At 44.5% G+C, this 23,016-nt stretch carries 29 protein-coding genes and 1 other annotated feature; all 29 genes read left to right on the forward strand.

What is annotated here, in order from left to right:
• Positions 1-1,212, forward strand: coding sequence for a type II secretion system F family protein (locus tag ACR65H_RS15875; protein WP_440501573.1), 1,212 nt, complete (start codon positions 1-3; stop codon positions 1,210-1,212).
• Between the two features lie 119 nt (positions 1,213-1,331).
• The gene (locus tag ACR65H_RS15880) at positions 1,332-1,769 is read left to right on the forward strand and encodes a competence type IV pilus major pilin ComGC (RefSeq protein WP_440501575.1); all 438 of its coding nucleotides are present in this window, start codon (positions 1,332-1,334) and stop codon (positions 1,767-1,769) included.
• Positions 1,770-1,790: 21 nt separating this feature from the next.
• Complete coding sequence (gene pilM / locus ACR65H_RS15885; protein ID WP_440501577.1) at positions 1,791-2,744, forward strand: type IV pilus biogenesis protein PilM; 954 nt, start codon at positions 1,791-1,793, stop codon at positions 2,742-2,744.
• A 3-nt stretch (positions 2,745-2,747) separates the two neighbouring features.
• Positions 2,748-3,383 (forward strand): PilN domain-containing protein, encoded by a 636-nt coding sequence (locus ACR65H_RS15890; RefSeq protein ID WP_440501578.1) that lies wholly within the window; start codon positions 2,748-2,750, stop codon positions 3,381-3,383.
• Positions 3,376-4,059 carry a pilus assembly protein PilO gene (locus tag ACR65H_RS15895; protein ID WP_440501579.1) on the forward strand — a complete coding sequence of 228 codons (684 nt, stop codon included), beginning with the start codon at positions 3,376-3,378 and terminating at the stop codon, positions 4,057-4,059. Before ACR65H_RS15890 ends, ACR65H_RS15895 begins: the two co-directional genes overlap by 8 nt.
• Positions 4,056-4,811, forward strand: coding sequence for a prepilin peptidase (locus ACR65H_RS15900; RefSeq protein ID WP_440501581.1), 756 nt, complete (start codon positions 4,056-4,058; stop codon positions 4,809-4,811). Before ACR65H_RS15895 ends, ACR65H_RS15900 begins: the two co-directional genes overlap by 4 nt.
• Positions 4,812-4,900: 89 nt before the next feature.
• Entirely contained in the window at positions 4,901-5,569 is a 669-nt protein-coding gene (locus ACR65H_RS15905; RefSeq protein WP_440501582.1) for a hypothetical protein, read from the forward strand.
• Between the two features lie 100 nt (positions 5,570-5,669).
• Entirely contained in the window at positions 5,670-6,269 is a 600-nt protein-coding gene (locus ACR65H_RS15910; protein WP_440501584.1) for a Maf family protein, read from the forward strand.
• A gap of 28 nt (positions 6,270-6,297) precedes the next feature.
• Positions 6,298-6,975, forward strand: a complete 678-nt coding sequence (gene radC, locus ACR65H_RS15915; RefSeq protein WP_440501768.1) for a RadC family protein — start codon at positions 6,298-6,300, stop codon at positions 6,973-6,975.
• 239 nt (positions 6,976-7,214) lie between these two features.
• On the forward strand, positions 7,215-8,231 hold the full coding sequence (locus ACR65H_RS15920) for a rod shape-determining protein (RefSeq protein WP_440501586.1): 1,017 nt from the start codon (positions 7,215-7,217) through the stop codon (positions 8,229-8,231).
• 18 nt (positions 8,232-8,249) lie between these two features.
• A complete protein-coding gene (mreC, locus tag ACR65H_RS15925; protein ID WP_440501587.1) occupies positions 8,250-9,146 on the forward strand; it encodes a rod shape-determining protein MreC in 897 nt (298 codons plus the stop codon).
• Entirely contained in the window at positions 9,143-9,661 is a 519-nt protein-coding gene (mreD, locus tag ACR65H_RS15930; protein WP_440501588.1) for a rod shape-determining protein MreD, read from the forward strand. Before mreC ends, mreD begins: the two co-directional genes overlap by 4 nt.
• Positions 9,662-9,685: 24 nt before the next feature.
• The gene (minC, locus tag ACR65H_RS15935; RefSeq protein ID WP_440501589.1) at positions 9,686-10,357 is read left to right on the forward strand and encodes a septum site-determining protein MinC; all 672 of its coding nucleotides are present in this window, start codon (positions 9,686-9,688) and stop codon (positions 10,355-10,357) included.
• Position 10,358: 1 nt separating this feature from the next.
• Entirely contained in the window at positions 10,359-11,156 is a 798-nt protein-coding gene (gene minD, locus ACR65H_RS15940) for a septum site-determining protein MinD (RefSeq protein WP_440501590.1), read from the forward strand.
• 123 nt (positions 11,157-11,279) lie between these two features.
• Positions 11,280-11,831: a peptidoglycan DD-metalloendopeptidase family protein gene (locus tag ACR65H_RS15945; protein ID WP_440501591.1), complete on the forward strand. Its 552-nt coding sequence runs from the start codon at positions 11,280-11,282 to the stop codon at positions 11,829-11,831.
• Positions 11,828-12,442 carry a M50 family metallopeptidase gene (locus ACR65H_RS15950; RefSeq protein ID WP_440501593.1) on the forward strand — a complete coding sequence of 205 codons (615 nt, stop codon included), beginning with the start codon at positions 11,828-11,830 and terminating at the stop codon, positions 12,440-12,442. The genes ACR65H_RS15945 and ACR65H_RS15950 overlap by 4 nt, the downstream gene beginning before the upstream one ends.
• Before the next feature lie 41 nt (positions 12,443-12,483).
• Positions 12,484-12,557, forward strand: a sequence feature (ribosomal protein L21 leader region).
• A gap of 13 nt (positions 12,558-12,570) precedes the next feature.
• Complete coding sequence (gene rplU, locus ACR65H_RS15955) at positions 12,571-12,879, forward strand: 50S ribosomal protein L21 (RefSeq protein WP_440501595.1); 309 nt, start codon at positions 12,571-12,573, stop codon at positions 12,877-12,879.
• Positions 12,880-12,885: 6 nt separating this feature from the next.
• On the forward strand, positions 12,886-13,212 hold the full coding sequence (locus tag ACR65H_RS15960; protein WP_440501596.1) for a ribosomal-processing cysteine protease Prp: 327 nt from the start codon (positions 12,886-12,888) through the stop codon (positions 13,210-13,212).
• Between the two features lie 12 nt (positions 13,213-13,224).
• A complete protein-coding gene (rpmA, locus tag ACR65H_RS15965; protein WP_041075331.1) occupies positions 13,225-13,515 on the forward strand; it encodes a 50S ribosomal protein L27 in 291 nt (96 codons plus the stop codon).
• Positions 13,516-13,701: 186 nt separating this feature from the next.
• Positions 13,702-14,226 (forward strand): Spo0B domain-containing protein, encoded by a 525-nt coding sequence (locus ACR65H_RS15970; protein ID WP_440501598.1) that lies wholly within the window; start codon positions 13,702-13,704, stop codon positions 14,224-14,226.
• A gap of 11 nt (positions 14,227-14,237) precedes the next feature.
• Positions 14,238-15,530, forward strand: a complete 1,293-nt coding sequence (obgE, locus tag ACR65H_RS15975) for a GTPase ObgE (protein WP_440501600.1) — start codon at positions 14,238-14,240, stop codon at positions 15,528-15,530.
• Between the two features lie 45 nt (positions 15,531-15,575).
• Positions 15,576-16,031, forward strand: a complete 456-nt coding sequence (locus ACR65H_RS15980) for an ACT domain-containing protein (protein ID WP_440501602.1) — start codon at positions 15,576-15,578, stop codon at positions 16,029-16,031.
• Between the two features lie 113 nt (positions 16,032-16,144).
• Positions 16,145-17,026: a prephenate dehydratase gene (gene pheA, locus ACR65H_RS15985; protein WP_440501604.1), complete on the forward strand. Its 882-nt coding sequence runs from the start codon at positions 16,145-16,147 to the stop codon at positions 17,024-17,026.
• Positions 17,027-17,211: 185 nt separating this feature from the next.
• Positions 17,212-18,387, forward strand: coding sequence for a LysM peptidoglycan-binding domain-containing protein (locus tag ACR65H_RS15990; RefSeq protein ID WP_440501606.1), 1,176 nt, complete (start codon positions 17,212-17,214; stop codon positions 18,385-18,387).
• A 7-nt stretch (positions 18,388-18,394) separates the two neighbouring features.
• Positions 18,395-19,264: a phosphotransferase gene (locus tag ACR65H_RS15995; RefSeq protein ID WP_440501608.1), complete on the forward strand. Its 870-nt coding sequence runs from the start codon at positions 18,395-18,397 to the stop codon at positions 19,262-19,264.
• Positions 19,265-19,275: 11 nt separating this feature from the next.
• Positions 19,276-19,998, forward strand: a complete 723-nt coding sequence (locus tag ACR65H_RS16000; RefSeq protein WP_440501609.1) for a YebC/PmpR family DNA-binding transcriptional regulator — start codon at positions 19,276-19,278, stop codon at positions 19,996-19,998.
• Positions 19,999-20,268: 270 nt separating this feature from the next.
• On the forward strand, positions 20,269-20,874 hold the full coding sequence (ruvA, locus tag ACR65H_RS16005) for a Holliday junction branch migration protein RuvA (protein ID WP_440501611.1): 606 nt from the start codon (positions 20,269-20,271) through the stop codon (positions 20,872-20,874).
• Between the two features lie 31 nt (positions 20,875-20,905).
• Complete coding sequence (gene ruvB, locus ACR65H_RS16010) at positions 20,906-21,910, forward strand: Holliday junction branch migration DNA helicase RuvB (protein WP_440501613.1); 1,005 nt, start codon at positions 20,906-20,908, stop codon at positions 21,908-21,910.
• A gap of 42 nt (positions 21,911-21,952) precedes the next feature.
• Positions 21,953-22,993 (forward strand): tRNA preQ1(34) S-adenosylmethionine ribosyltransferase-isomerase QueA, encoded by a 1,041-nt coding sequence (queA, locus tag ACR65H_RS16015; protein WP_440501614.1) that lies wholly within the window; start codon positions 21,953-21,955, stop codon positions 22,991-22,993.
• The last annotated feature ends 23 nt before the right edge of the window (positions 22,994-23,016 follow it).

Genomic DNA, 23,016 nt, shown 5'->3' on the forward strand with positions numbered 1-23,016 from the left:
ATGGCTCGTTTCAAATATGATGGTCGAGATGCCAAATCCAAAAGAACCGGCGTTGTTGTCGCAGTGAATAAGCGGGAAGCTGCATTGAAGTTAAAGAACCAAGGAATCCGTGTCACTAATTTGACCGAGCAAGCCGAAACGGTTCTTACAAAAGAAATCCATCTCGGAAAACCGATCAAGCGAACGCAGTTCATTATGTTTCTCCGCCAATTTTCGACATTGCTTCGAGCGGGCGTCACGATAGTAGAATCGATCCGCATTCTTTCTTTGCAAGTCGAATCGAAGCCTTTCCAAAAGATTTTAGTTTCTATTGGAGATGACCTTCGTAGTGGTGGAGCATTATCGGACACGTTGATGAAACACCCGAAGGCATTTGAACCATTGGTCATCAACATGATCAAAGCGGGGGAAATGTCAGGAACAGTCGACGATTCGTTAGACAGGCTTGCCGAGCATTATGAGAAAGCCCATATGACAAAGCAAAAAGTCATTTCTGCGATGTCCTATCCGATAGTCGTAGGTATTGTCGCAATTGGCGTTGTCATTTTCCTATTAACTTTTGTCGTCCCGATGTTCGTCGACCTTTTCGATAGCGTCGGTGGAGAACTCCCTTGGCTGACGCAGTTTGTTTTGAAGGCAAGTAATTTCATGGTCAGTTACTGGTATGTTTTTATCCTATTGGTGGCTGCGATCATTGTTGGTATATTGATGATGCGTAGCAATAAGGAAGGGAAGTATATACTAGATTCATTTTTATTACGAATTCCGATTTTCGGTGACCTTATGAAAAAGTCAGCGCTATCTACACTGACGAGAACGCTCAGTTCATTATTTGCTAGTTCCGTGCCAATCTTACAGGCATTGTCGATGACGGAGAAAATAGTTGAAAACGAAGTCATTTCGCGGGTTGTCGGTGAATCAAGACAATCATTGGAAAGAGGCGGCTCGTTGACGGAACCGATGGCGGGTCATTGGGCATTCCCTCCGTTAATTCCACATATGATTGCAATCGGAGAACAAACTGGATCACTTGATGCGATGCTCGGTAAAGTAGCCGATTTCTATGAAAAAGAAGTCGATGCCTCAACGGATCGGCTTAAAGCATTAATTGAGCCCTTAATGATAGTTCTTTTAGCAGGTTTGGTCGGGACGATAGTGCTTTCGATCCTATTGCCGATGTTTAGCCTGTTTACAGAAATAGATAATATGTAACGAATTTTGTCGAAAAATGAAAAGTTATATAAATAGGTAGGTTGATAGTTTCATTTCTACTAGTAGTTTGGTATTCTTAATTTGAAAATGAAAATAAGGTAGAATAGGGAGGAATCATGATGAAAAAGTTTTTACAAAAACGTTTGAAAAATGAAAAAGGGCTAACGCTTGTCGAGTTATTAGCGGTAATTGTGATTTTGGGTATTATTGCAGCGATTGCTGTGCCTTCGATTGGAAGCATAATTGAAAACTCAAGAATCAAGGCCGTTAAAGCAGATGCTTTAAATGCAATTTCTGCTGCGGAACTATACTTTGTGGAAAATGACAAAGCAACAGATGTAACCTTAGAAGTCTTGAAAAATGATGGATATATGTCTGATTTAGGTAAATTAAACGCGACTGATGGAAAAGTGTTTAAGAGAACAGAACAGAAGAAAACAAATATCACCGCTTCAGGAAATTATGCCGATGGAGCTGATAAGACTGTTTCATTCACTACAGCAACTGTACAAGAAATTAATGACAGCGGTAATTCAAAGGTAGTACCTAAAAAATAAAGTTATTTGGGAGTAGTAATAATGCCACTATTCAACCGCCGCAAACAGCCGGCAACACTTACAATTGAAGATGATGCCGTCCGGTTTGTCCGGTTGAAGTCGACTGACCCGCTTGTCGTCGATTGTGCGGAGGAAGTTGTGCTTCCTCCTAACACGGTCGTCGAGGGGAAGATTGTTGATACGGAGACGCTTGTGGTCATTTTGGAAGGGCATTTGAAGGAATGGGGCATCGCGAAGCGTGATGTCCAATTCCTTGCGCCCGATACATATGTGATGATTCGTAAAGTGCCTTATCCGGATGATGTTGAGCCGGATGAATTAAAGGGGCATTTTTTCATTGAAATCGGTTCAACGATTTATTTGCCGTTTGATGATCCGGTTTTTGATGTCGTCCCTTGCACGTTGAATGATGAGAGCAAAGAAGCGATTTTGATTGCCTCAAAGGAAAGTATTTTGGATCAGTACGAAAACGTCTTTAAGGCAGTGAAACTCAATCCTGTCGTTGCTGATATCGGCCCGCTCGCACTGTATCGGCTTGCGTACAAAGTGTATCAATTTTCAGGGCATGAGCATGTGTTGATCGCCGATATGCATGATGGTGTATTAACTGTCTCGATCTTCCATAAGCATTACCCACTTTTCATGCGACCTGTCGATCTGTCACAATCAGCTGATCTTTCAATCGTTGCGGATGTTCACGCAGATCCTCATTCCATTACGCCGACAACGATTGTGATGGAACTTGAAAAGTTGATGAATTTTTATCGATATAATTTACATAACGGAAATGCTTCCATCACCCACTTGCTCGTCAATGGCGAATATAGAGATATGGAAGATTTATTGTCCACCATACGCGAGCGGTTTTCAATCCAAGCGGAACGTTTGCTGAAAAGACCGTTGGAGCTTCAAGATGGACGACAATTGCCCGCAACCTTCAACCGGACGATCGGTTTGGCATTGAAAGAGGTGTAGTACATGCTCGTTGATATTAATTTATTGCCCGAAAAGGAAAGGGAGCGATCGACGCTCCTTATTGCTGCACTCATTGTTATAGGTGCGGCTATTCTTTTTTGGGCTGTTCTTTTTATCCTCTCCCTTTCTTTGTCGAAAGAGGCTGCTCGGACGGAAATGCAAATCACCGCCTTGCATGCAAGCCAAGAAGCGATTCGGGAGGATATTCAGCCTTCCACAAATGCAGATGATTGGGAAAAACTTGCATCGACTGTAGAATGGGCGGAGGCGAATCGGTTCGATACTTTACCTTTATTGCGTGAAATGATCGCTTTATTGCCACAACGAGGTTTCTTTGTTTCATTCGAATTTACAGCACCTCATAAATCAACAGTCATCGTCCAATTCGACAATAAATCCGACGCCGCCTATTATTTGACGAGAATCAAATCTTCGACAGTCGTCTCTTCGGCTACGATGGAATCGTTAGTCGCCGAAAGTCTGGATGAGGAAACAGATTTGGCGACGCTTCCACGCTTTGAAGCGACGTATCATATTGAATACAAAGATGAACGTGGTGCTGTCGTTGAAGTTGAAGGAACAGAAGAAGTTGAAGCTACAGATGAAACAGTTGAGCAGGAGGGTGACTCCGATGAGTAATATGACAAAACGTCAAAAGGAGACGGGACTGCTTATTTTGGCGATCGTATTTCTAATCGTCCTCGCTGCTTATTCGTATTTTCAAATCTATGCTCCTGCGAAAGATTCGGCTGAACGTGCTGAGCAGACGTTGGCGAATGAAAGAGATATCCTTTTTGCATTACAGCGACAAGAGGCTCAGCAAAGTCAATCCAGACTATCGAGCTCTCGTCCTTTGCAGGAAAAGCTGCCTGTAAAGCCCCTTGAGGATCTAATTCTTCTTCAAGTACAAAAGGCGGAAGTGAAATCGGAAGCATTAGTGAATGAAGTGAATTTTTCACTTGAAGAAACGATTATGGAAAATCCTCCTGAACTTGTTGAGAATGTACAAGCTGTCGTTGCGGAAGTGCATTTACAGGCGGATGAATACATGCAGATCGATCGATTCATCGAAGAAATTGAAAAGATGGAGCGAATATTCATTATCAATCGTATTGAATTCACGGCGCCTGAGGAAGTGAGAACGTTCGAACAGGAGAGCGGCTTGATGGATCTCCTAATTACTTTCCATGCGTTTTTCCGGTCCGATTTGGGCAATCTTGAAAATGAAGCTCCCAAAGTGGACGCGCCGGTGCCGGCTGGCAAACAGGATCCGACACCAATTAATCAAATGCCTGGATTGGGTGATCATGAATGAGTATTGTGTGGGTAATTTTATTTTTCTTATACGGCACCATCTTCGGTTCCTTCTTTAACGTCGTCGGCCTTCGTGTGCCGAAAAAGGAATCGATTGTTTCGCCGCCATCCCATTGCACTGCATGCAATCGGAAGCTGCGCACGCTCGATTTGATACCGATTTTCTCCTATATTGCTTTGCGCGGAAAATGTAAGGGATGCGGACAGAAAATTAGCCCGATGTATCCTTTAATGGAATTCCTAACAGGTGCTTTATTTGCATTTTCGTATTACCATATCGGTTTTACATATGAATTGGTTATCGCTTTGCTTTTCGTTTCATTGCTCGTTATCATTACTGTTTCAGATATAGCGTATATGATTATTCCGGACAAAGTGCTACTGCCGTTTGCCATCGCTTTTTTAATCCTTCGATGGATCATTCCAACGTCGCCTTGGTGGGATAGCTTGTTAGGAGCCGCTGTCGGTTTTGTCGTGCTCTTTCTCATTGCTGTCTTGTCGAAAGGCGGAATGGGCGGAGGAGATATTAAATTATTCTTTGTCATCGGTCTTGTGCTCGGTACGATAAATACACTTTTAACATTGTTCCTCGCCTCTCTGATCGGCTCTGTCGTCGGCATATACGTGCTGAAGAAAACCGGGAAAGGCAAGAAGACACCTGTTGCCTTCGGACCATCCATTGCAGCGGCAGCAGTCCTTTCGTATTTCTTCGGAGCAGACTTTGTCGAATGGTATCAGCAATTATTCATTTAAGTCGATAAATTTTTTAGGACAAGGCGACATACGTCTTGTTCTTTTTCATGTCGAGTTTGATACGGTTACTAAAAACGGGGTGGACTGGCATGAATTTCAGAAAGAAATATTCGAAAGTGACAGTTGCGATGGCGATGCTCCATGGTGTATTAATCGGCATTGCTGCAGTAGTGATAGTAGGTTTAATTATTGTCGGAACGAATGGGATAGGGAAGGAAAAAGCGATCGAACAAGAGACAGTTGCGGCAGACCCGCCGACTTCGGGTGAAACAACACCAGCATCCGGCCCGGCCATATCTGGGGATGAAGCCCCTCTCAAACTGTTCGCTAAACAGCATGGTGTGTTTTCATCCGTGCAATCAGCGAAAGATTTCATTGCGCAAGATGTAAGTCTTGCAAAAGCAGCTGTTTTACAAATCGAGGGACAGTTCTATGTGTGGAGTGAGGTCGGCATTCAGGAAGATGAAATTGAAGTGAGCGATTATGAAATGACGTTTAGAAAGCCATTTTTCGTTGATGCATCGTCATGCTCGAACGTGGGCGCTGGAAAATTAAGAAGCGTTTTATCTGAAACCGAATTATCCAAAATTAAAGTTTTGACAACTGCTGCAGAAGGAGAAGTGGAAGATGAAAAGACAGCTGAATTCCGCAAAAATATATTGGGTCTAACAGCGTTCACTTCGGATTTACGTATTGTCCGACTTCATCTGATTTCGAACTATTCCAATAAGGATGGCTGCGCGAAAATTAATTTTTAAAGCCGGAATTCGAGGGGAAATCAAGTTATTGCTGATTTATGAAAATTTCCATTACGCATCTTCTACAGTATGATATAGATAGAATAAGGAGGTTGCATATATGGAATTCATGACGGAAGTACCGATTATTTTAGCTTCTGGCTCTCCAAGAAGGCAGGAGCTGCTTAGGAACATTGGCATACCTTTCGAAACGATGCCGAGCAATGTCGAAGAAGTAGTGGAGTGGACGGAAGGGGATTTTGAAGAGTACGTCCAGAAGCTTGCGGTGAAAAAGGGAGCAGCCGTTTCGAAAGAAAAACCGGATGCAGTCGTCATTGCGGCGGACACGATTGTTGTTTTTGAAGGGGAGGTCTACCCGAAACCATCTTCGAAAGAACAAGCCGAAAGCTTTCTAAGGAAGTTTTCCGGTAACACCCATTCGGTTTTCACGGGTGTGAGTATTATTGGAAACGGATTGTCGAAAGTATTTTCGGTGGAGACAAAAGTAACATTCAAGAAACTAGATGAACAGCTGCTTCAGGCATATGTCGATTCAGGCGACCCGATGGACAAGGCAGGCGGATACGGCATCCAAACAGCGGGTGCGCTTCTTGTCGATAAAATTGAAGGGGACTATTTGAATGTTGTAGGATTGCCTTTATCAAAACTCGTCGAGACATTGCGCAATGAAGGCATCATCCTGTTGAAGGAAGGTGAATGATTCTTTGACAGTCGATGTGAAGAAGCAAATGATGATCCGGGATGTACATATCGCGGATAGACCTCGAGAAAGGCTTATTCGCCAAGGTGCTGGAAGTTTGTCGAATCAGGAGCTCATGGCTATCCTGCTTAGGACAGGCACGAAGGAAGAGTCCGTCTTGATGCTTGCCAATAGGATTTTGAAGTCATTTGACAAGATTCAAGACTTTAAAGATGCGACTGTGGAAGAGATGACGGCCATTAAAGGCATCGGAGAAGCGAAGGCTGTCCAAATTCTTGCTGCAGTGGAGCTTGGGAAGAGGATTTATCGCAAACATTCGGAGGGGCGCTATGTCATTAAATCGCCGGAAGATGCCGCTGCGTATTTGATGACGGACATGTCTTCCCTTGTTCAGGAGCATTTCGTCGTTCTTTTTTTGAATGTAAAAAATGAAGTGCTTCATAAACAGACGATTTTTATCGGTAGCTTAAATTCATCAATCGTCCATCCTAGGGAGATTTTCCGTGAAGCAGTGAAACGATCCGCTGCCTCAATAATTTGTGCACATAATCATCCAAGTGGCAATCCAACACCATCACCGGAGGATATCGAGGTTACAGATAGGCTTGTTGAAGCAGGCGCCATTATTGGAATCGAGCTGCTGGACCATCTTATCATTGGCGATCATCGTTTCATAAGTCTTAAGGAAAAGGGATATATGAGTTAGCAATTAACTCCTAAACTGGTAAAGGATTTATTTGCACAAATAAGTGAGAAAGTGCCCCTAACCCTATAGCATAAAGGGAATTCAATTGCTTAGCATGTTTGTATTTGATAGGAAGGCATTAGCATCAAAATACTTACTATTGCTATTGACACTGTGAATTTGTTCTCCAATCCGTTATAATGTGGTGTATGATTTCAAGAAGACCATTTTATGCGGTCGAATAGAAAGGAAGAACAAATTTGTTTGGATTAGGATCAAGAGATGTCGGGATCGACCTCGGCACAGCAAATACATTGGTATTCATTAAAGGAAAAGGGATCGTTCTTAGAGAGCCATCCGTCGTAGCGAAAAACACAGTGACGAATGAAATCGTGGCAGTCGGTTCAGCGGCTAAAAATATGATTGGACGTACACCGGGTTCTATCGTGGCGACTCGACCAATGAAAGATGGAGTTATTGCGGATTTTGAAATTACAACAGCAATGATTGAGCATTATATGAAAGAAGCGACAAAAGCTGCGGGAAGTGCTTGGAAGAAGCCTAACGTCATGGTATGTGTTCCTTTCGGCATTACATCTGTCGAACAGCGCGCAGTTATCGATGCGGCAAGACAAGCCGGTGCCAAAGATGCGTTTACAATTGAAGAGCCCTTTGCAGCTGCTATCGGTGCTAATTTACCAGTTTGGGAACCTACTGGCAGCATGGTCGTCGATATAGGTGGCGGTACGACGGAAGTTGCAGTCATTTCTCTTGGAGGAATTGTTACGAGCGAATCGATTCGTGTCGGCGGTGACTCGATGGATGGCGCGATCATCAGTTATATCCGTAAAGTGTATAATTTGACAATCGGTGAACGTACTGCGGAAGCTATCAAAATTGAAATCGGTTCAGCGAAAGTATCTGCTAAGCCTGAAAAGATGGAAATTAGAGGCCGTGACTTGTTAACTGGCCTGCCAAAAACATTGGAAATCTCTTCAGATGAAATCGTTGAAGCCCTTCGTGAATCCATTTCACAAATTATTGAAGGCGTTAAGAAAACATTGGAAGCTACACCACCTGAACTTTCTGCGGACGTTATGGAACGAGGAATTGTCTTGACAGGCGGCGGAGCGCTTCTTGAAAACTTGGACAAGGTTATTTCTGATGAAACGAATATGCCTGTTTTCATTGCTGAAGATCCGCTTGATTGCGTAGCGATTGGGACAGGGAAAGCACTCGATAATTTCGAAGTGATTAAAAAGATGCAAGCTAGGTAATGAGGGAGGATTTGGGCAATGCCGCGATTTTTTTCGAATAAACGGTTGATTTTGCTGCTTGTGGGCGTCATTGTCCTCGTGGCATTGATTTCATTCTCCCTAAAAGACAGGCAGAATGCCACCCTTCCAGAGCAAATAGTGAAAGACGTCGTCGGTTTCGGGCAATCTCTTTTCTCGAAACCGGCACATTATATTACGGGCACATTAGATAAAATCGATGGCATTTTGAATACATATGAAGAAAACAAGCATTTAAAAGCGCGATTAAAAGAATATGCCTCTACACAAGCAGAGCTGGCGGATGTGAAGGCGGATAATAAAAAACTCCGTGAAATTGTGGACAAGAAGGAAAGTCTTAGAGATTATGATCCTATTCAAGCGACTGTCATTTCGAGAAATCCCGACCAATGGGAAGAAAAAATCATTATCGATAAAGGTACTGCTGCAGGCGTCGAGTTGAATAGGGCTGTCATAACCTCAAACGGCCTCGTCGGAAAAGTTGTGCTTGTCACTGCTTTCACATCAACAGTGGAATTATTATCGACTGAAAACAGCAATTTCCGGGTTGCTGCAGTTATTCCAGGCGATGAAGCGATTTTCGGTTTGATAGAAGGATATGACCCTTCTCGCGGCGAATTGATAATGAAACGTATCGATTCGAATTTTGACGTCAAGGAAGGTCAAAAGGTTGAATCATCCGGATTAGGCGGAATCTTCCCGAAAGGCTTGCTCATCGGGGAAGTGACGGAAGTGTCAACGGATGATTTTGGATTGACGAAGTTAGCCTATATTCGTCCGGCCGCAGATTTCTCCATGTTGGATCATGTAATGGTCGTACAGAGGTCAACCGGAGTTACGAGTGGTACAGATGGTATAGTCCCTGGGGAGGACGAAAAGGGGGATGATGAATCATGATTAGGTTCATAATCCCTCTTATTGCTGTCATATTATTTTTCCTCGAACCAGTATTCAGTCTTTTCTCACCTGTATCGATCGCAGATGTATCTTACACTCTCGTGCCTCGTTTCGTTATCGTCTATCTGATTTTCATCACCGTCTACTATGGACGGAGGCGTGCAATCCTCTATGGAATCGTACTTGGACTCTTGTATGATATGTATCACATTGATATTATTGGTATATATACTTTTTTATATCCGGTAATCTGCTATCTTGCCGCTTTGATCATCCGGCAAATCCATCGCCACATCCTTACCGTCATGCTTTTATCAATGGTGATGATTGCGCTGCTTGAACTGCTGTCGTTCTTCTTTGCCAGCCTGATTGCATTGACGGCAATCGGCTTCGAAGAATTCATCGTCATCCGACTCATGCCGACAATAATTGCTAATTCTATTTTCGTAGCGATGTTCGGATATTTATTCAAAAGGTTGTTCGATGAAAGAGGACTGCAAAAAGCCGGAATATAATCAAGAAAACTGTGAGGGACGCAAATGACGAAACAGCACTATGTAACAATAAAAGGGACAAAAGACGGGCTTGTCCTCCGACTTGACGACAAATGCGCTTATTCGGACATGATTGCAGAACTCCGCAATAAAGTCAGCGAAAATAGTCTCGAAGGGCTTGCTGAAGTGAAGGTGCATACCGGTAATCGTTATTGTAATGAAGAAGAGTTAAAGGAAATTATGAATGTCGTTCACGAATCGCCGCATTTACGAGTTTCCAAGATTCAAAGCGAAGTCATTACAATAGAGGAATGCAACCGTAAAGTATTGGAGAATCAATCGGAGACCTATATCGGCATCGTCCGCTCAGGTCAGGTCGTTAAAGCTGATGGAGATCTTGTTGTAATCGGCGATGTCAATCCGAACGGCCGTGTCGAGGCCGGGGGAAGCATTTACGTATTAGGAAGATTAAAAGGAATCGCTCATGCGGGTGCTACTGGCAATGAAGAAGCAGTAATCGCGGCTTCGTGGCTTGAGGCGACGCATTTGATGATAGCGGATAGACTGGAAACAATGACTGACGAGCTGACAATTTTGTCAGAACAACCGGAGATGGAATGCGCATACATACATCCTAACGGTTTCATTGCCATCGACCGTTTACAGGAGCTTCGGATTCTCCGACCTAATCTGTCGACATTCAAAGGAGGGAGCTAGTGTGGGTGAAGCAATCGTTATAACGTCTGGAAAAGGTGGAGTCGGTAAAACGACGACATCTGCAAATCTTGGGACAGCATTGGCTCTACAAGGGAAAAAAGTGTGTCTCGTTGACACGGATATCGGCCTCCGCAATCTGGACGTCATCCTCGGTCTTGAAAACCGTATCATATACGATCTCGTCGATGTCATCCAAGGCCGATGCAAAATCCATCAAGCGCTCGTCAAGGACAAGCGTTTTGAAGATGGGCTCTTTTTGCTTCCGGCTGCTCAGACAACTGATAAAAATGCAATTGAACCTGAACAAATTAAAGAATTAATCAACGAATTAAAACGTGACTATGATTATATTTTGATAGACTGTCCTGCAGGTATTGAGCAAGGATATAAAAATGCGGTTGCCGGTGCAGACCGTGCCATCGTTGTTACAACACCGGAAATTTCAGCAGTGAGGGATGCAGACCGTATTATTGGTCTGTTGGAGCAAGAGGACATTGAACCTCCGAAGCTGATCATCAATCGGATTAAAAGCCGTCTAGTCAATAGCGGCGATGCTTTGGACGTCAATGAAATCACTACTCATTTATCAATCGATCTGCTTGGGATCGTCCTCGATGACGAAAAAGTCATTTCCTCATCGAATAAAGGAGAGCCAGTCGTAATGGATCCATCAAACCCGGCAGCGATCGGTTACAGGAACATTGCCCGTCGGATCCTAGGCGAATCCGTACCGCTCATGTCTTTAGACGAAGGTAAACCTGGATTTTTCGGGAAGTTGAAATCATTATTTGCTAAGTAAACGGGAACCCTTGATAACAAGGGTTCTTTTTTTGCGTTCTATAATAAACAGTTTCCTTGGACATTTGCCCATAATATTCATAGTACACCCGTCATATACTGAGAAAAAAGGTGGTGTGGCGGGGTGAAATGGAAAACAAAATGGGTCATTGCAACCATAGTAGCGATTGGCGTATTCAGCTTTGCCAAGTTAGAAGAAATCGGAATCATCAACAAGCCTGTAACCCAATATATAACGACAGGCAAAGATTTTCTCGTCATGAAAAAGTGGGTCGCCTCTATCATAGGAAATCCAGAAGAGGATGCAATTACAGTATCCGCCGAATCTGTAGAGGAGCTTCCATTCGCAGCTTACGAATCGATGCAGCCGTATAAGGATGGTGTAATCGCTTCCTATGCTCATCCGATGCCTATTACAGCACAAGGGGACGGGCTCATCGTATTCACTGGATTTACCCGGCAATCAGGTAAGACAATTACGGTGTTATACGATGATGGAGACGAAGTGACATATGGATTTGTCGGATCGATTTCGAAGCTTCCTTACTCGACTGTAAAAAAGGGGGACACGCTTGCCCTTATGAACGAAGAAGCAATCTATTTGAAAGTGAAGCGGGAAGGAGTCGTATTGGAGGCTGAAGTTTTGGCTACTTATTTCTCGGAAGACACGAAATGAAGCTTCGTCTCCATCCTATATTGGCACCTTTTTTCATCTTGCTGATGATTACAGGGGGATTAGCGTTTTACGCTCTCGTCTTCATTTCACTTCTTGTTCATGAAGGCGGCCATATTCTTTCTGCGAAATTAGTTGGCATGAAGGTCCGCTCGTGCACAATCATGCCGTATGGAGGAGAACTGAGGATACCTAATAGGCACTCTTACGGGAGAAGGCAAAGAGTGTTCGTTGCCATTGGGGGTCCTGTTGCCACATTCTTTCTCCTCCTGCTGTCGAAGCTATTTTCTTTTCCGGGGAATGAACAATTCCTTCGTATTCAAGTAGTGATCCTCTTGCTGAACTTATTGCCTATTTTACCTCTTGACGGTGGACAGGCTATTAGCGCAATGCTTGAAACAGATGAGAGAAAATATAAAGTGAGATCTGCATATCTCATTTTTTCCATATCGGTTTTAATAGCCGGCAGCCTTTTGCTTCTTCTTGGACTACCTGAAACGATCCTCTTTCTTACTCTTGCTCTATTTTTACTGATTCAAAATATATCTGCCTTCAAGTTTCGGAAATACGAACAGGCTTATGAGCAATTGAAAAGAAAACAGTTGACGCCATGAGTTGTGCATGGTAATATTTTAATGTTATTGTTTGTAGCGCACCTGTGCTACAACCGCACTGACAAGGTACAAGCATCCGTTAGGATCACCTTTGAAGGCGAGTCTGAGTCTATTGAGGAGGTGCAAGTATGTACGCAATCATTGAAACTGGTGGAAAACAAATCAAAGTCGAACAAGGCCAAGAAGTCTACATCGAAAAAGTAGTCGGCGAAGCTGAAGAAACTGTAACATTCGACAAAGTTCTATTCGTTGGTGGAGAAAACGTGAAAGTCGGCGCTCCATTCGTGGAAGGTGCAACGGTTACTGGTAAAATCGTTAAGCATGGCCGCGGCAAGAAAATCACGGTTTTCAAATACAAGCCGAAAAAGAACTACCACAAAAAGCAAGGTCATCGTCAGCCATACACAAAAGTTGTCATCGAAGGCATCAACGCGTAAGCCGACATGATCAAAATCAGTATTAATGAACAACCATCCGGCCGGATCAGCTCATTTGAGATGAAAGGCCATGCCGATTTCGCAGTACATGGAAAAGATCTTGTCTGTGCAGGCGCATCTGCGGTTTCATTCGGAGCCGTCAATGCTGTTATTGCACTCACTGGCATAACTCCTGACATCCAACAAGGATCAGATGGTGGTTATTTGAAAGTGGTTTTTCCGGAAACGGAAAAAGATAAGGAAATTCAATTGATTGTGAAGGCGATGATTGTTTCATTACAGACGATTGAACAAGATTACGGGCAACATATAAAACTTATTTTTAACCGATAGGAGGTGGCACTGATGTTACGTTTGGATCTCCAGTTTTTCGCATCGAAAAAAGGGGTAGGTTCTACAAAGAACGGTCGTGACTCCGAATCGAAACGTCTTGGCGCTAAACGTGCTGACGGACAATTCGTTTCTGGCGGCTCTATCCTTTATCGTCAACGCGGAACAAAAATTCACCCAGGTGAAAACGTTGGCCGCGGCGGGGACGATACACTTTTCGCAAAGGTTGACGGCGTAGTTCGCTTCGAGCGTTTTGGCCGCGACAAGAAAAAAGTGAGCGTATACCCTGTAGCTCAAGAAGCTTAATGTTATGACTAACATTGAAAGGACTGCATTTTACGTGCAGTCCTTTTTTATTTTGATTTTTATCTGCTATTAATGCCAATCCATTATCGCCAAAGTACATAACACCAACAAATTAATCCATATCTTTGACGGATTTTGTGAAAGGGATGCTATACTGTAGTATATGATATCTTTGGCGGTGAGAAAATGGAATCGGAAGACTTGACGATTGGGAAAGCGCTGAAATTTGCACGCCATGATTTTTTAAATGATTTGCAACTAATGTTATTATATATGGATCTCGGGAAAATGCCTGAAGCCCGAAATACGCTATTAGAAACGACAGAACGCATGCGGCACCTATCCATGTTGGAAAAGCTTCGCCTGCCGAAGACGGAAATTTGGATTAGCACATTTGAATGGAGGCATACGGCTTTCTCGAAAAAGTTGCAATGCGACATTATTGCAGGAGACCGGACGGCGAATGATGAAGTGATTGCCGATTATTTGGAACGGTTAATTGGCATCGTAGGAGAATCAGTCGATCCGATGGATGAATACATCGTCCATATCATAGTAAAAGCTACCGAAGAACAATGGTCGCTTCAATTGACCATCGAAGGGACCCTCTCATTTACCGAATCGCCCAATTTACCAAATACGGACGATGGGTTTGAAGTGAGTGGAGTTTTGCAAGATAAGCAATGGACGTTCACATTAAGTGGACGATAGGAGGAAAAAACATGTTTGTCGATCACGTTAAAGTATATGTCAAAGGCGGCGACGGCGGCGATGGAATGGTTGCATTCCGCCGCGAGAAGTACGTAGCCTACGGAGGTCCTGCTGGTGGGGACGGAGGAAAAGGCGGGGACGTCGTTTTCATCGTAGATGAAGGATTACGGACGCTAATGGATTTTCGCTATCAGCGACACTTCAAAGCCCCACGTGGAGAGCACGGAGGCAGTAAAAACAAGCACGGTAAAGGCGGAGAGAACATGGTAGTTAAAGTTCCTCCAGGTACGATCGTCAAGGATTTGGAAACTGGTCATATCATCGCTGATCTCGTGGAACATGGCCAGACAGCTGTCATCGCGAAAGGCGGACGAGGCGGACGAGGGAATTCGCGTTTCGCTACACCGCAAAATCCTGCACCTGAGTTATCGGAAAAAGGAGAACCGGGCGTCGAACGGGAAATTACACTTGAATTAAAAGTGCTCGCAGATGCTGGCCTCGTTGGTTTCCCGAGCGTAGGAAAGTCGACATTATTATCTGTCGTATCCGCAGCAAAACCGAAAATTGCCGACTACCATTTTACAACGCTTGTGCCGAATCTTGGAATGGTGGAGTTGGAAGGTGGAAGGACATTTGTTCTAGCCGATTTACCAGGTCTTATCGAAGGAGCACATGAAGGCGTCGGTCTCGGTCATCAGTTCTTGCGGCATATTGAACGGACAAGAGTCATCATCCACGTCGTCGATATGTCTGGAATAGAAGGGCGGGATCCGTACGAAGATTACATTACAATCAACGAAGAACTGGAGAAATACAATCTTCGCTTAATGGAGCGTCCTCAAGTCATCGTTGCAAATAAAATGGACATGCCGGAAGCTGAAGAAAACTTAAAACTGTTCAAAGAGAAGCTGGGCGAAACAGATGCAAAGATTTTCCCTATTTCTGCGATTACACGTGTAGGGTTGGATCAGCTGCTATTTACAGTTGCCGACTTGCTTGAAACGACGCCGGAGTTCCCGATGCATGAAATCGAAGAAGAGGATGAAAATCGTTCAGTTCTTTATAAGCACGAAGCTGAAACCGCTGACTTCAAGATTACGCGAGATGATGATGGAGCATATGTCCTATCAGGATATACTCTCGAACGTCTATTCAAGATGACCGACTTCAATTTCGATCAATCTGTCCGTAAATTTGCACGTCAAATGCGTGGAATGGGTGTAGACGATGCTCTTCGCGAGCGAGGTGCGAAAGACGGGGATACAGTTAGAATCCTCGACTTCGAATTCGAATTCCTCGAATAAGATATTATCGAGGATGAGTAATGAATTGTTGCAAGGAGGCATTCAATGAGGCCATTGGGGGAAGGGCAGTTTTATCTAGTAAGGGAAGATGTACTTACGGAATCGATGCTTAAGATGTTAGAGGCGAAAAGGCTTCTAGCGAGCGGGGAGGAAAGGACAATCCAGGAAGCGACGAAGCGGGTCGGATTGTCCCGCAGTGCTTATTATAAATATAAGGATACTGTCTTCCCATTCGAATCGATCGCTCGTGAACGAGTGTTGACAATTTTTATTCAACTCGAGGACCGGAAAGGATCGCTTGCGACGATTCTTCGGATCATTTCGGAGGCGAAATGTAATGTGCTGACCATTCACCAGACAATCCCGGTGCAAGGTCGTGCTAATATAACGTTGTCACTTGATGTAACCGAGATGCAGATCAAAATGGAGGAATTTATGCAAAAGTTGAAAGCGCCTAACTTCATAGATTCCGTCCATTTGATCAGCTCGGGAGCTCTTTAATGCGCCTATAGCTCGGTAATGATAAAAGCGGAGGGCGTTTATCGGGGATAGCACCCAAAGGCGAACAACAAAGATAGAAAAATAAAGTGGAGCAACTAGATGGAGGATCTGAGATGAGCGAACAAGATTACAAGCCAACGGTCGCCTATTTGGGGCCTGAAGCATCATTTACTCATGTTGCGGCAACTCACCTTTTTGGAACGGAAGGCTTGGTGCCCCAACCGACGATACCTGATTGTATAGAAGCTGTAACGGAAGGTCATGTCGCGTACGCGATAGTGCCGCTTGAAAACGCGTTGGAAGGCTCGGTGCCAATGACGATTGATTATTTATTCCATGGTAGCGAATTGTATATCAATGCGGAAATTTCGATTCCGATTGAACAGCATCTGATGGTGAATAAGAAGCAGAAGGATCATTTAGAGAAGCTCGAATCGGTCCATTCTCATCCACATGCACTTGCACAATGCCATAAGTATTTGCAATATCATTACCGCCGTACGCCTTTGATTCAGACAACATCGACAGCTGCGGCTGCAAAATATATTTCCGAAAATCCGGAGCTTCGTATCGCCGCAATCGGAAATCGTTTGGCTTCTGAAAAGTACGGCCTACATATCGCTGAAGAAAATATACACGATTTTCATTTCAACCATACACGGTTTGTCGTCTTATCATTGAGAAAAGGCCATTTGGAAGTACCGGGTCATTCGAAAGAGCCGAAAACGACATTAATGATAAAGTTACCCGAAGACGATCGTTCAGGAGTGCTTCATCAAATATTATCAGTGTTTGCATGGCGGAAGCTAAATTTAAGCAAAATCGAATCACGGCCCATGAAAACTGGGTTAGGAAATTATTTTTTCATCATCGACGTATTGGAAAGTGAAGAGCACCCGATGATGAGAGGTGCCCTTGAGGAACTTGCGGCGCTTAATTGCACGGTTCAATCATTCGGTTCGTATTTTCCATATGAACATAGACCTTCAAGCTAACTTTTATTAGCTTGGAGGTTTTTTCATTTAAAAGGCTAGAAAGCCTACGAACATCAATTTTTCAAATGAATAATCGGGACAATTCCACAATATACATACTAAGAGAGAGGGCGTCTTTCTTAAATTTGCGTCACATAGACGGGCGTTCGTTCATACGATGGATTGATGGAAGGGGGATTTTGTTAGTGGATGTCCATATTGTTGTAAAAGGGGATACGTTGTGGAAAATTGCACGACAGTACGGTATCCCTTTTGAAGATTTGAAAAGGGTGAATGCCCATTTGGCAAATCCGGATTATATCGTTCCGGGAATGAAGATTTTTTTGCCAAAGAAGAAAACTGCACCTCTGCCGAGTGAGAAAGGCAAGGAAAAAATGCCTGAGAAGGTTAAGCCTCAACAAGTAAAGCCTCAGCAAGTAAAGCCATCTACGCCTCCTGCAATGGAAAAGCCGACTAAGCCGAAGGAACCGGTTCCATTGCCGAAGGTTGAACCTGAATTTGAAATGCCGAAGCCGCCATCTGTGCCGAGACAGCCTATGCCGAGCTTGCCTGTTCAGCCACCGCCTGTAATGACACCACCTGCAGAGACTGTGCAGCCATTACCGTCCATACCGCCTGCCGTTCCTACACCGCCAATGGCAATGCCACAATTTTTCCAGCCGATTATGCCTGTTCCTTGCGGATGGATGCCTATTTACGATGCGGATTGTGTACCGATGCCGTTTCCAAGCTTCACTCAACAAATGCCGGCGCCTATGCCAACGCCAGCCATGCCGCCGCAATCTATGCCTTCACAAGTAATGCCGGCGAAGGAAATGCCGACAACACCAGCAAAATTAGGAGTGAAACCACCTTCGATTGAAAGTGCCGAAGAAATGGATGAGTTTGAAGAATCACCAATTTATCCGGGAAGAGGTCCTGGAGTTTCTCCGCCTTATCCTGTCAGAGGCTGGGAGTTGATGGAGTCACCGACGATTCCGCTTGAATCACCGGAACATATGGTTTACTGTCCGCCGGAGCAAGGATATGTGCCTCAAATGGTATCACCCGAGTATCAAAATCCTAGCGAGATGATGATGCAGCCTCAGCAACCATTCTTTTTCGGTTATCCATGTCCTCCGATGCCTGTTCATCACTGTGGTTGCCCTCACCATGGATTCTATGGATTTGGTCCGAGTGAGATGCAACCGAATTATATGATGCCGATGCAAGTGAGCCCGATGCAAGTGAGCCCGATGCAAATGAATCCGACGCAAATGAATCCAATGCAAATGAATCCAATGCACATGAACCCGATGCAAATGAATCCAATGCATATGCAGCCTTTCAATCCTATGGATAATTACGGATGCGGCTGCTGACCGGCGTATGGCGCTGGAAAAGAATATCCGTAAAGTAAAGAAAAATGTCTGGAAAATGGTGGAAGGGGAATCCGCCTATTCGTTAAAAAGATATACAACGCGTTCAACGGCGGTGAAAGTCGAGTATGTACACCGACAGTTGCATGCGATCCGTTTTCCTCATATTGTTCCAATCCTTCCAACGGAGGATCCGTTATTCATTATGCAGCCATGGATTGAAGGGACGAAACCCGTCAACTTCAGGCGACGTAGTGATCGAACCGATTCCTTAATAGCCCTTCAAGCATTGCATCGAACAAAAGAGCAGATTGATTGGGATGCCTCCCCTTATCTGCATAGATATCAGCTCTTGGAAAAATGGCAAGAAAGACTTGATCGCTTTATTGAAAATCGTGATGCTTTCGGGAAATTTTTAAGGAAACAAGCGGTTGATGAGATAATCATGTATGGGGAAGAAGCTCTTCCCATTTTGAAGAAGAACTATCGGAAGCTTTCGGGCTATACGTTGCTTCACGGGGATGTCGTCCATCACAATATTCTTCGTGATGGAAACGGTTTAATTCGCTTCATCGATTTCGACCTTGCATGTACAGGACCACCTGGAACCGAATTGGCACTTTGGATGCACCGTGTCTTGCCGAATGTTTGCTACAATTTGGAGTTCCTATTGGCAGAGCAGATGTCTTTAAAAGATCTCGATAACGCATCTAAATCGATGCTGCTTTATCCGAATGAGATGTTAAGGGAATGGTTGCATCTTTTAAATATGCCGGAAGCGAAACAAGAAAATATTTCTAGAAAGCTCATCCCCTTTACGGAGTATGCCCTCTCTTCATGGCCGAAGTTATGGTATGATGTAGAACGGAACATGAAGTAGGAGGATGCATAATGGCTGGCCATTCAAAGTGGAAAAATATCCAAAACCGTAAAGGCGCGCAAGACGCGAAACGAGGCAAAATCTTTCAAAAGATGTCGAGGGAACTCTATGTCGCTGCAAAAACGGGTGGAGGAGATCCCGACATGAATCCCGCACTCCGTCTTGCAATCGAGAAATCAAAAGGCTTAAACGTGCCGAATGATGTCATTAAAAGAGCTATCGATAAAGCGACTGGCGCAGGTGCGGATGAAAACTATGAGGAAGTCGTCTATGAAGGATATGGACCTGGAGGGGTAGCTGTTCTTGTTTATTGTTTAACTGAGAACAGAAACCGCACAGGGCCGAATATCCGTGTAGCTTTCAATAAAAATGGCGGAAACTTGGGAGAAAGCGGATCGGTCGGCTATTTATTCAACCGAAAAGGACGCCTATTTGTCGAGCGTACTGCTGACACCGGTGAGGAAGCAATCATGCTTGCAGCTTTGGAGGCGGGTGCTGAAGACATTGAGTCGACAGAAGATGGCTTTGAAATTATTACAGAACCGTCCAGCTTCATGGAAGTAAAAGAAGCTTTGGAAGCTGAAGGAATAGAATTTATTTCAGCGGAGATTGAAATGATTCCGACGATCTATACGGGATTGCAAGGTGATCATGCCGACCAATTTGAAAAGATGATTGAAGCATTAGAAGACGATGATGATGTGCAAAATATTTATCATAATGCAAGTCAATGAATGAGCCGCCTCTTCAGCGGCTTTTTTTATTGTCCAGCACCGGGTGGCAGCAGCTCGGGTCGCTTCAGGCGTGAAGCAAAAGGCAAAAAGCGCCTTTTGTCCAAGCCCTCCATCGAAAGCCGTAACGAAGAACGGCTTTTGCGAGTAAAAGCGAAGCGTTACGAGCACATCTTTGCCCTGCTGTCGCAGCTGAACGCCACCCTCCGCTTTTCTATGTAGAAAACCCGTTCGTATGCTATAATAGTTTCGATACTTTAGGGGGAGAATGGCTTGTACGATTATATAAAAGGAATAATTACCCGGGTGACACCCGAATACATAACGGTTGAACAAGGCGGCATCGGTTGGCAGATCATGACGCCTAATCCATATGCCTTCCATCAAACGGAAGAAGTGCAGCAAGTATTCACTTATTTACATGTGCGTGAAGACATGCAGTGGTTGCTCGGGTTCAAATCGATAGAACAGCGTGAATTGTTCAAGAAGCTTATCACTGTTTCTGGAATCGGTCCGAAAGGTGCTCTAGCCATTTTGGCAAGCGGCATACCTTCTCAAGTCATCGGTGCAATCGAAAGGGAAGACGAATCATTCCTCGTCCAGTTTCCAGGCGTCGGAAAAAAGACGGCACGTCAAATAATCCTTGACTTGAAAGGGAAGCTCGGGGATCTATTCACGGAAATTGAAATGCCGGATACGGACGTGACACTGCTTTCATTAGCAGAAAACGGCGCGTTGGAAGAGGCAATCCTTGCTTTGCAGGCGCTAGGCTATTCACAACGTGAACTGGCAAAAGTGAAGACTGAGATGCAAAAGGAAGACCTGGATACAGAAGGCTATATGAAGTTGGCACTACGCCTATTATTGAAACAAAAATAATAAATCGGAATAGAAAGGAGGAGCGGTATGTATGGAACGGGTCATTTCAAGTGAACAATCCAATTATGACGACAGCTTCGAACAATCTTTGCGACCTCAAACGTTGCATCAATATATTGGACAAGAGACTGTAAAAGATAATTTGAGTATTTTCATCGAAGCGGCAAAAGGCAGGAGTGAAAGCTTGGATCACGTCCTTTTGTACGGTCCGCCAGGGCTTGGGAAAACGACGCTTGCAACTGTCATAGCAAACGAAATGGGCGTCAATGTAAAAATGACGAGCGGGCCGGCGATTGAAAGGCCTGGCGATCTCGCAGCGGTCGTTTCATCATTGGAACCGGGCGATGTTCTATTCATCGATGAAATCCACCGATTGAACCGGTCAATCGAGGAAGTGCTTTATCCAGCAATGGAAGACTTTTGTCTCGACATCGTTGTGGGGAAAGGGCCATCCGCCAAATCAATACGTCTCGATCTCCCGCCGTTTACATTGATTGGGGCGACGACTAGAGCCGGTTCTTTGTCCGCTCCGCTTCGAGACCGTTTTGGTGTGCCGCTCCGTCTAGAATATTATGGAGAAGTTCCATTGAAGGAAATTGTAATTAGAAGTGCAAGCTTGTTCGATGTCGATATCGACGCCAATGCAGCAGTTGAAATAGCGAGGCGCTCAAGAGGAACGCCACGAATTGCCAACCGTCTCCTGCGCAGAGTGCGTGATTATGCACAAGTGCGTGGCGACGGCAGTATTACAATGAATATCGCGAAAGAAGCGCTTGAAATGCTGCAAGTCGATTCGCACGGTCTCGATCACATCGATCATAAATTGCTTGTCAGTATGATTGAACGATTCCGCGGCGGTCCGGTCGGGATTGATACGATTGCCGCAAGCATTGGCGAAGAGTCCATCACGATTGAGGACGTTTATGAGCCTTATTTGTTGCAAATCGGTTTCCTTCAAAGAACACCTCGCGGCAGGATTGCTACTCGACTCGCTTATGATCACTTCGGTTACGAGCCGCCCGAATCGATTACGTAATAAAAGATGTTCAATTATTGATAGAAGGAGTTCACGCGGATTATGGATGTAAATGATTTTGATTTTGATTTACCTGAAAGCCTCATTGCACAAACACCTCTCAAAGATCGGACTGCGAGCAGGTTGATGGTTTTGGATAAAGTGACGGGAGACGTAAAACATCGTCAGTTCCGTCATATTGTGGACGAGCTGCAGGAAGGGGATATCATTGTTCTGAACGATACAAGAGTCCTGCCTGCACGTCTCATTGGCACAAAGGAAGATACAGGCGCGTCGATTGAAGTTCTCCTTCTGAAAGAGACTGGCTCTGACGAGTGGGAGACACTCGTAAAGCCTGCAAAACGAGTGAAAGTAGGAACTGTTGTTTCGTTCGGGGACGGCAGTTTGGAAGCTGAATGCACTGAAATCCTCGAACAAGGGGGAAGAATATTTAAATTCCGGTACGAAGGCATTTTCTATGAAATTCTAGATGCCCTCGGACAGATGCCCCTCCCACCTTATATAACAGAGACGCTCGACGATCAATCGCGTTATCAAACTGTTTTTGCAAAAGAAAGAGGCTCCGCTGCTGCGCCAACTGCCGGTCTTCATTTCACCGAAGAAATATTGCAGGAGATCAAGAGAAAAGGCGTTGGCGTCGAATTTATCACATTGCATGTCGGCTTGGGAACATTCCGCCCTGTCAGTGTAGATTCCATCGAAGATCATACGATGCATTCGGAGTATTATCAAGTGACTGAAAAGGCGGCAAACGCAATCAATGAAGCGAAGGCGAGAGGTGGAAACGTCATTGCGATCGGTACGACTTCGGCGAGAACTTTAGAGACAATCGCTTCGCAAAATGACGGAAAAATCGTGCCGACCAGTGGGTGGACGTCAATTTTTATCTACCCTGGGTACGAGTTCAGCATTCTTGATGGTATGTTAACAAACTTCCATTTGCCGAAATCGACGTTAATCATGCTTATTTCGGCTATGGCGACACGTGAAAATGTGCTCGCCGCCTATAAAGAAGCGGTGAAGGAGAAGTACCGTTTCTTTAGTTTCGGGGATGCGATGTTCATCAACCCGCACAAAAAGTAAAGAGGTACTAATCCTCGAAATAG

The sequence above is a fragment of the Sporosarcina sp. SAFN-015 genome, from assembly GCF_059415085.1.

Excerpts from the sequence above, each read along its gene's own strand:
- ACR65H_RS15875 (WP_440501573.1), top strand. The coding sequence starts at position 1 with ATGGCTCGTTTCAAATATGATGGTCGAGATGCCAAATCCAAAAGAACC.
- ACR65H_RS15880 (WP_440501575.1), top strand. The coding sequence starts at position 1,332 with ATGAAAAAGTTTTTACAAAAACGTTTGAAAAATGAAAAAGGGCTAACG.
- pilM (WP_440501577.1), top strand. The coding sequence starts at position 1,791 with ATGCCACTATTCAACCGCCGCAAACAGCCGGCAACACTTACAATTGAA.
- ACR65H_RS15890 (WP_440501578.1), top strand. The coding sequence starts at position 2,748 with ATGCTCGTTGATATTAATTTATTGCCCGAAAAGGAAAGGGAGCGATCG.
- ACR65H_RS15895 (WP_440501579.1), top strand. The coding sequence starts at position 3,376 with ATGAGTAATATGACAAAACGTCAAAAGGAGACGGGACTGCTTATTTTG.
- ACR65H_RS15900 (WP_440501581.1), top strand. The coding sequence starts at position 4,056 with ATGAGTATTGTGTGGGTAATTTTATTTTTCTTATACGGCACCATCTTC.
- ACR65H_RS15905 (WP_440501582.1), top strand. The coding sequence starts at position 4,901 with ATGAATTTCAGAAAGAAATATTCGAAAGTGACAGTTGCGATGGCGATG.
- ACR65H_RS15910 (WP_440501584.1), top strand. The coding sequence starts at position 5,670 with ATGGAATTCATGACGGAAGTACCGATTATTTTAGCTTCTGGCTCTCCA.
- radC (WP_440501768.1), top strand. The coding sequence starts at position 6,298 with ATGATGATCCGGGATGTACATATCGCGGATAGACCTCGAGAAAGGCTT.
- mreC (WP_440501587.1), top strand. The coding sequence starts at position 8,250 with ATGCCGCGATTTTTTTCGAATAAACGGTTGATTTTGCTGCTTGTGGGC.
- mreD (WP_440501588.1), top strand. The coding sequence starts at position 9,143 with ATGATTAGGTTCATAATCCCTCTTATTGCTGTCATATTATTTTTCCTC.
- minC (WP_440501589.1), top strand. The coding sequence starts at position 9,686 with ATGACGAAACAGCACTATGTAACAATAAAAGGGACAAAAGACGGGCTT.
- ACR65H_RS15950 (WP_440501593.1), top strand. The coding sequence starts at position 11,828 with ATGAAGCTTCGTCTCCATCCTATATTGGCACCTTTTTTCATCTTGCTG.
- rplU (WP_440501595.1), top strand. The coding sequence starts at position 12,571 with ATGTACGCAATCATTGAAACTGGTGGAAAACAAATCAAAGTCGAACAA.
- ACR65H_RS15960 (WP_440501596.1), top strand. The coding sequence starts at position 12,886 with ATGATCAAAATCAGTATTAATGAACAACCATCCGGCCGGATCAGCTCA.
- rpmA (WP_041075331.1), top strand. The coding sequence starts at position 13,225 with ATGTTACGTTTGGATCTCCAGTTTTTCGCATCGAAAAAAGGGGTAGGT.
- ACR65H_RS15970 (WP_440501598.1), top strand. The coding sequence starts at position 13,702 with ATGGAATCGGAAGACTTGACGATTGGGAAAGCGCTGAAATTTGCACGC.
- obgE (WP_440501600.1), top strand. The coding sequence starts at position 14,238 with ATGTTTGTCGATCACGTTAAAGTATATGTCAAAGGCGGCGACGGCGGC.
- ACR65H_RS15980 (WP_440501602.1), top strand. The coding sequence starts at position 15,576 with ATGAGGCCATTGGGGGAAGGGCAGTTTTATCTAGTAAGGGAAGATGTA.
- pheA (WP_440501604.1), top strand. The coding sequence starts at position 16,145 with ATGAGCGAACAAGATTACAAGCCAACGGTCGCCTATTTGGGGCCTGAA.
- ACR65H_RS15995 (WP_440501608.1), top strand. The coding sequence starts at position 18,395 with ATGGCGCTGGAAAAGAATATCCGTAAAGTAAAGAAAAATGTCTGGAAA.
- ACR65H_RS16000 (WP_440501609.1), top strand. The coding sequence starts at position 19,276 with ATGGCTGGCCATTCAAAGTGGAAAAATATCCAAAACCGTAAAGGCGCG.
- ruvB (WP_440501613.1), top strand. The coding sequence starts at position 20,906 with ATGGAACGGGTCATTTCAAGTGAACAATCCAATTATGACGACAGCTTC.
- queA (WP_440501614.1), top strand. The coding sequence starts at position 21,953 with ATGGATGTAAATGATTTTGATTTTGATTTACCTGAAAGCCTCATTGCA.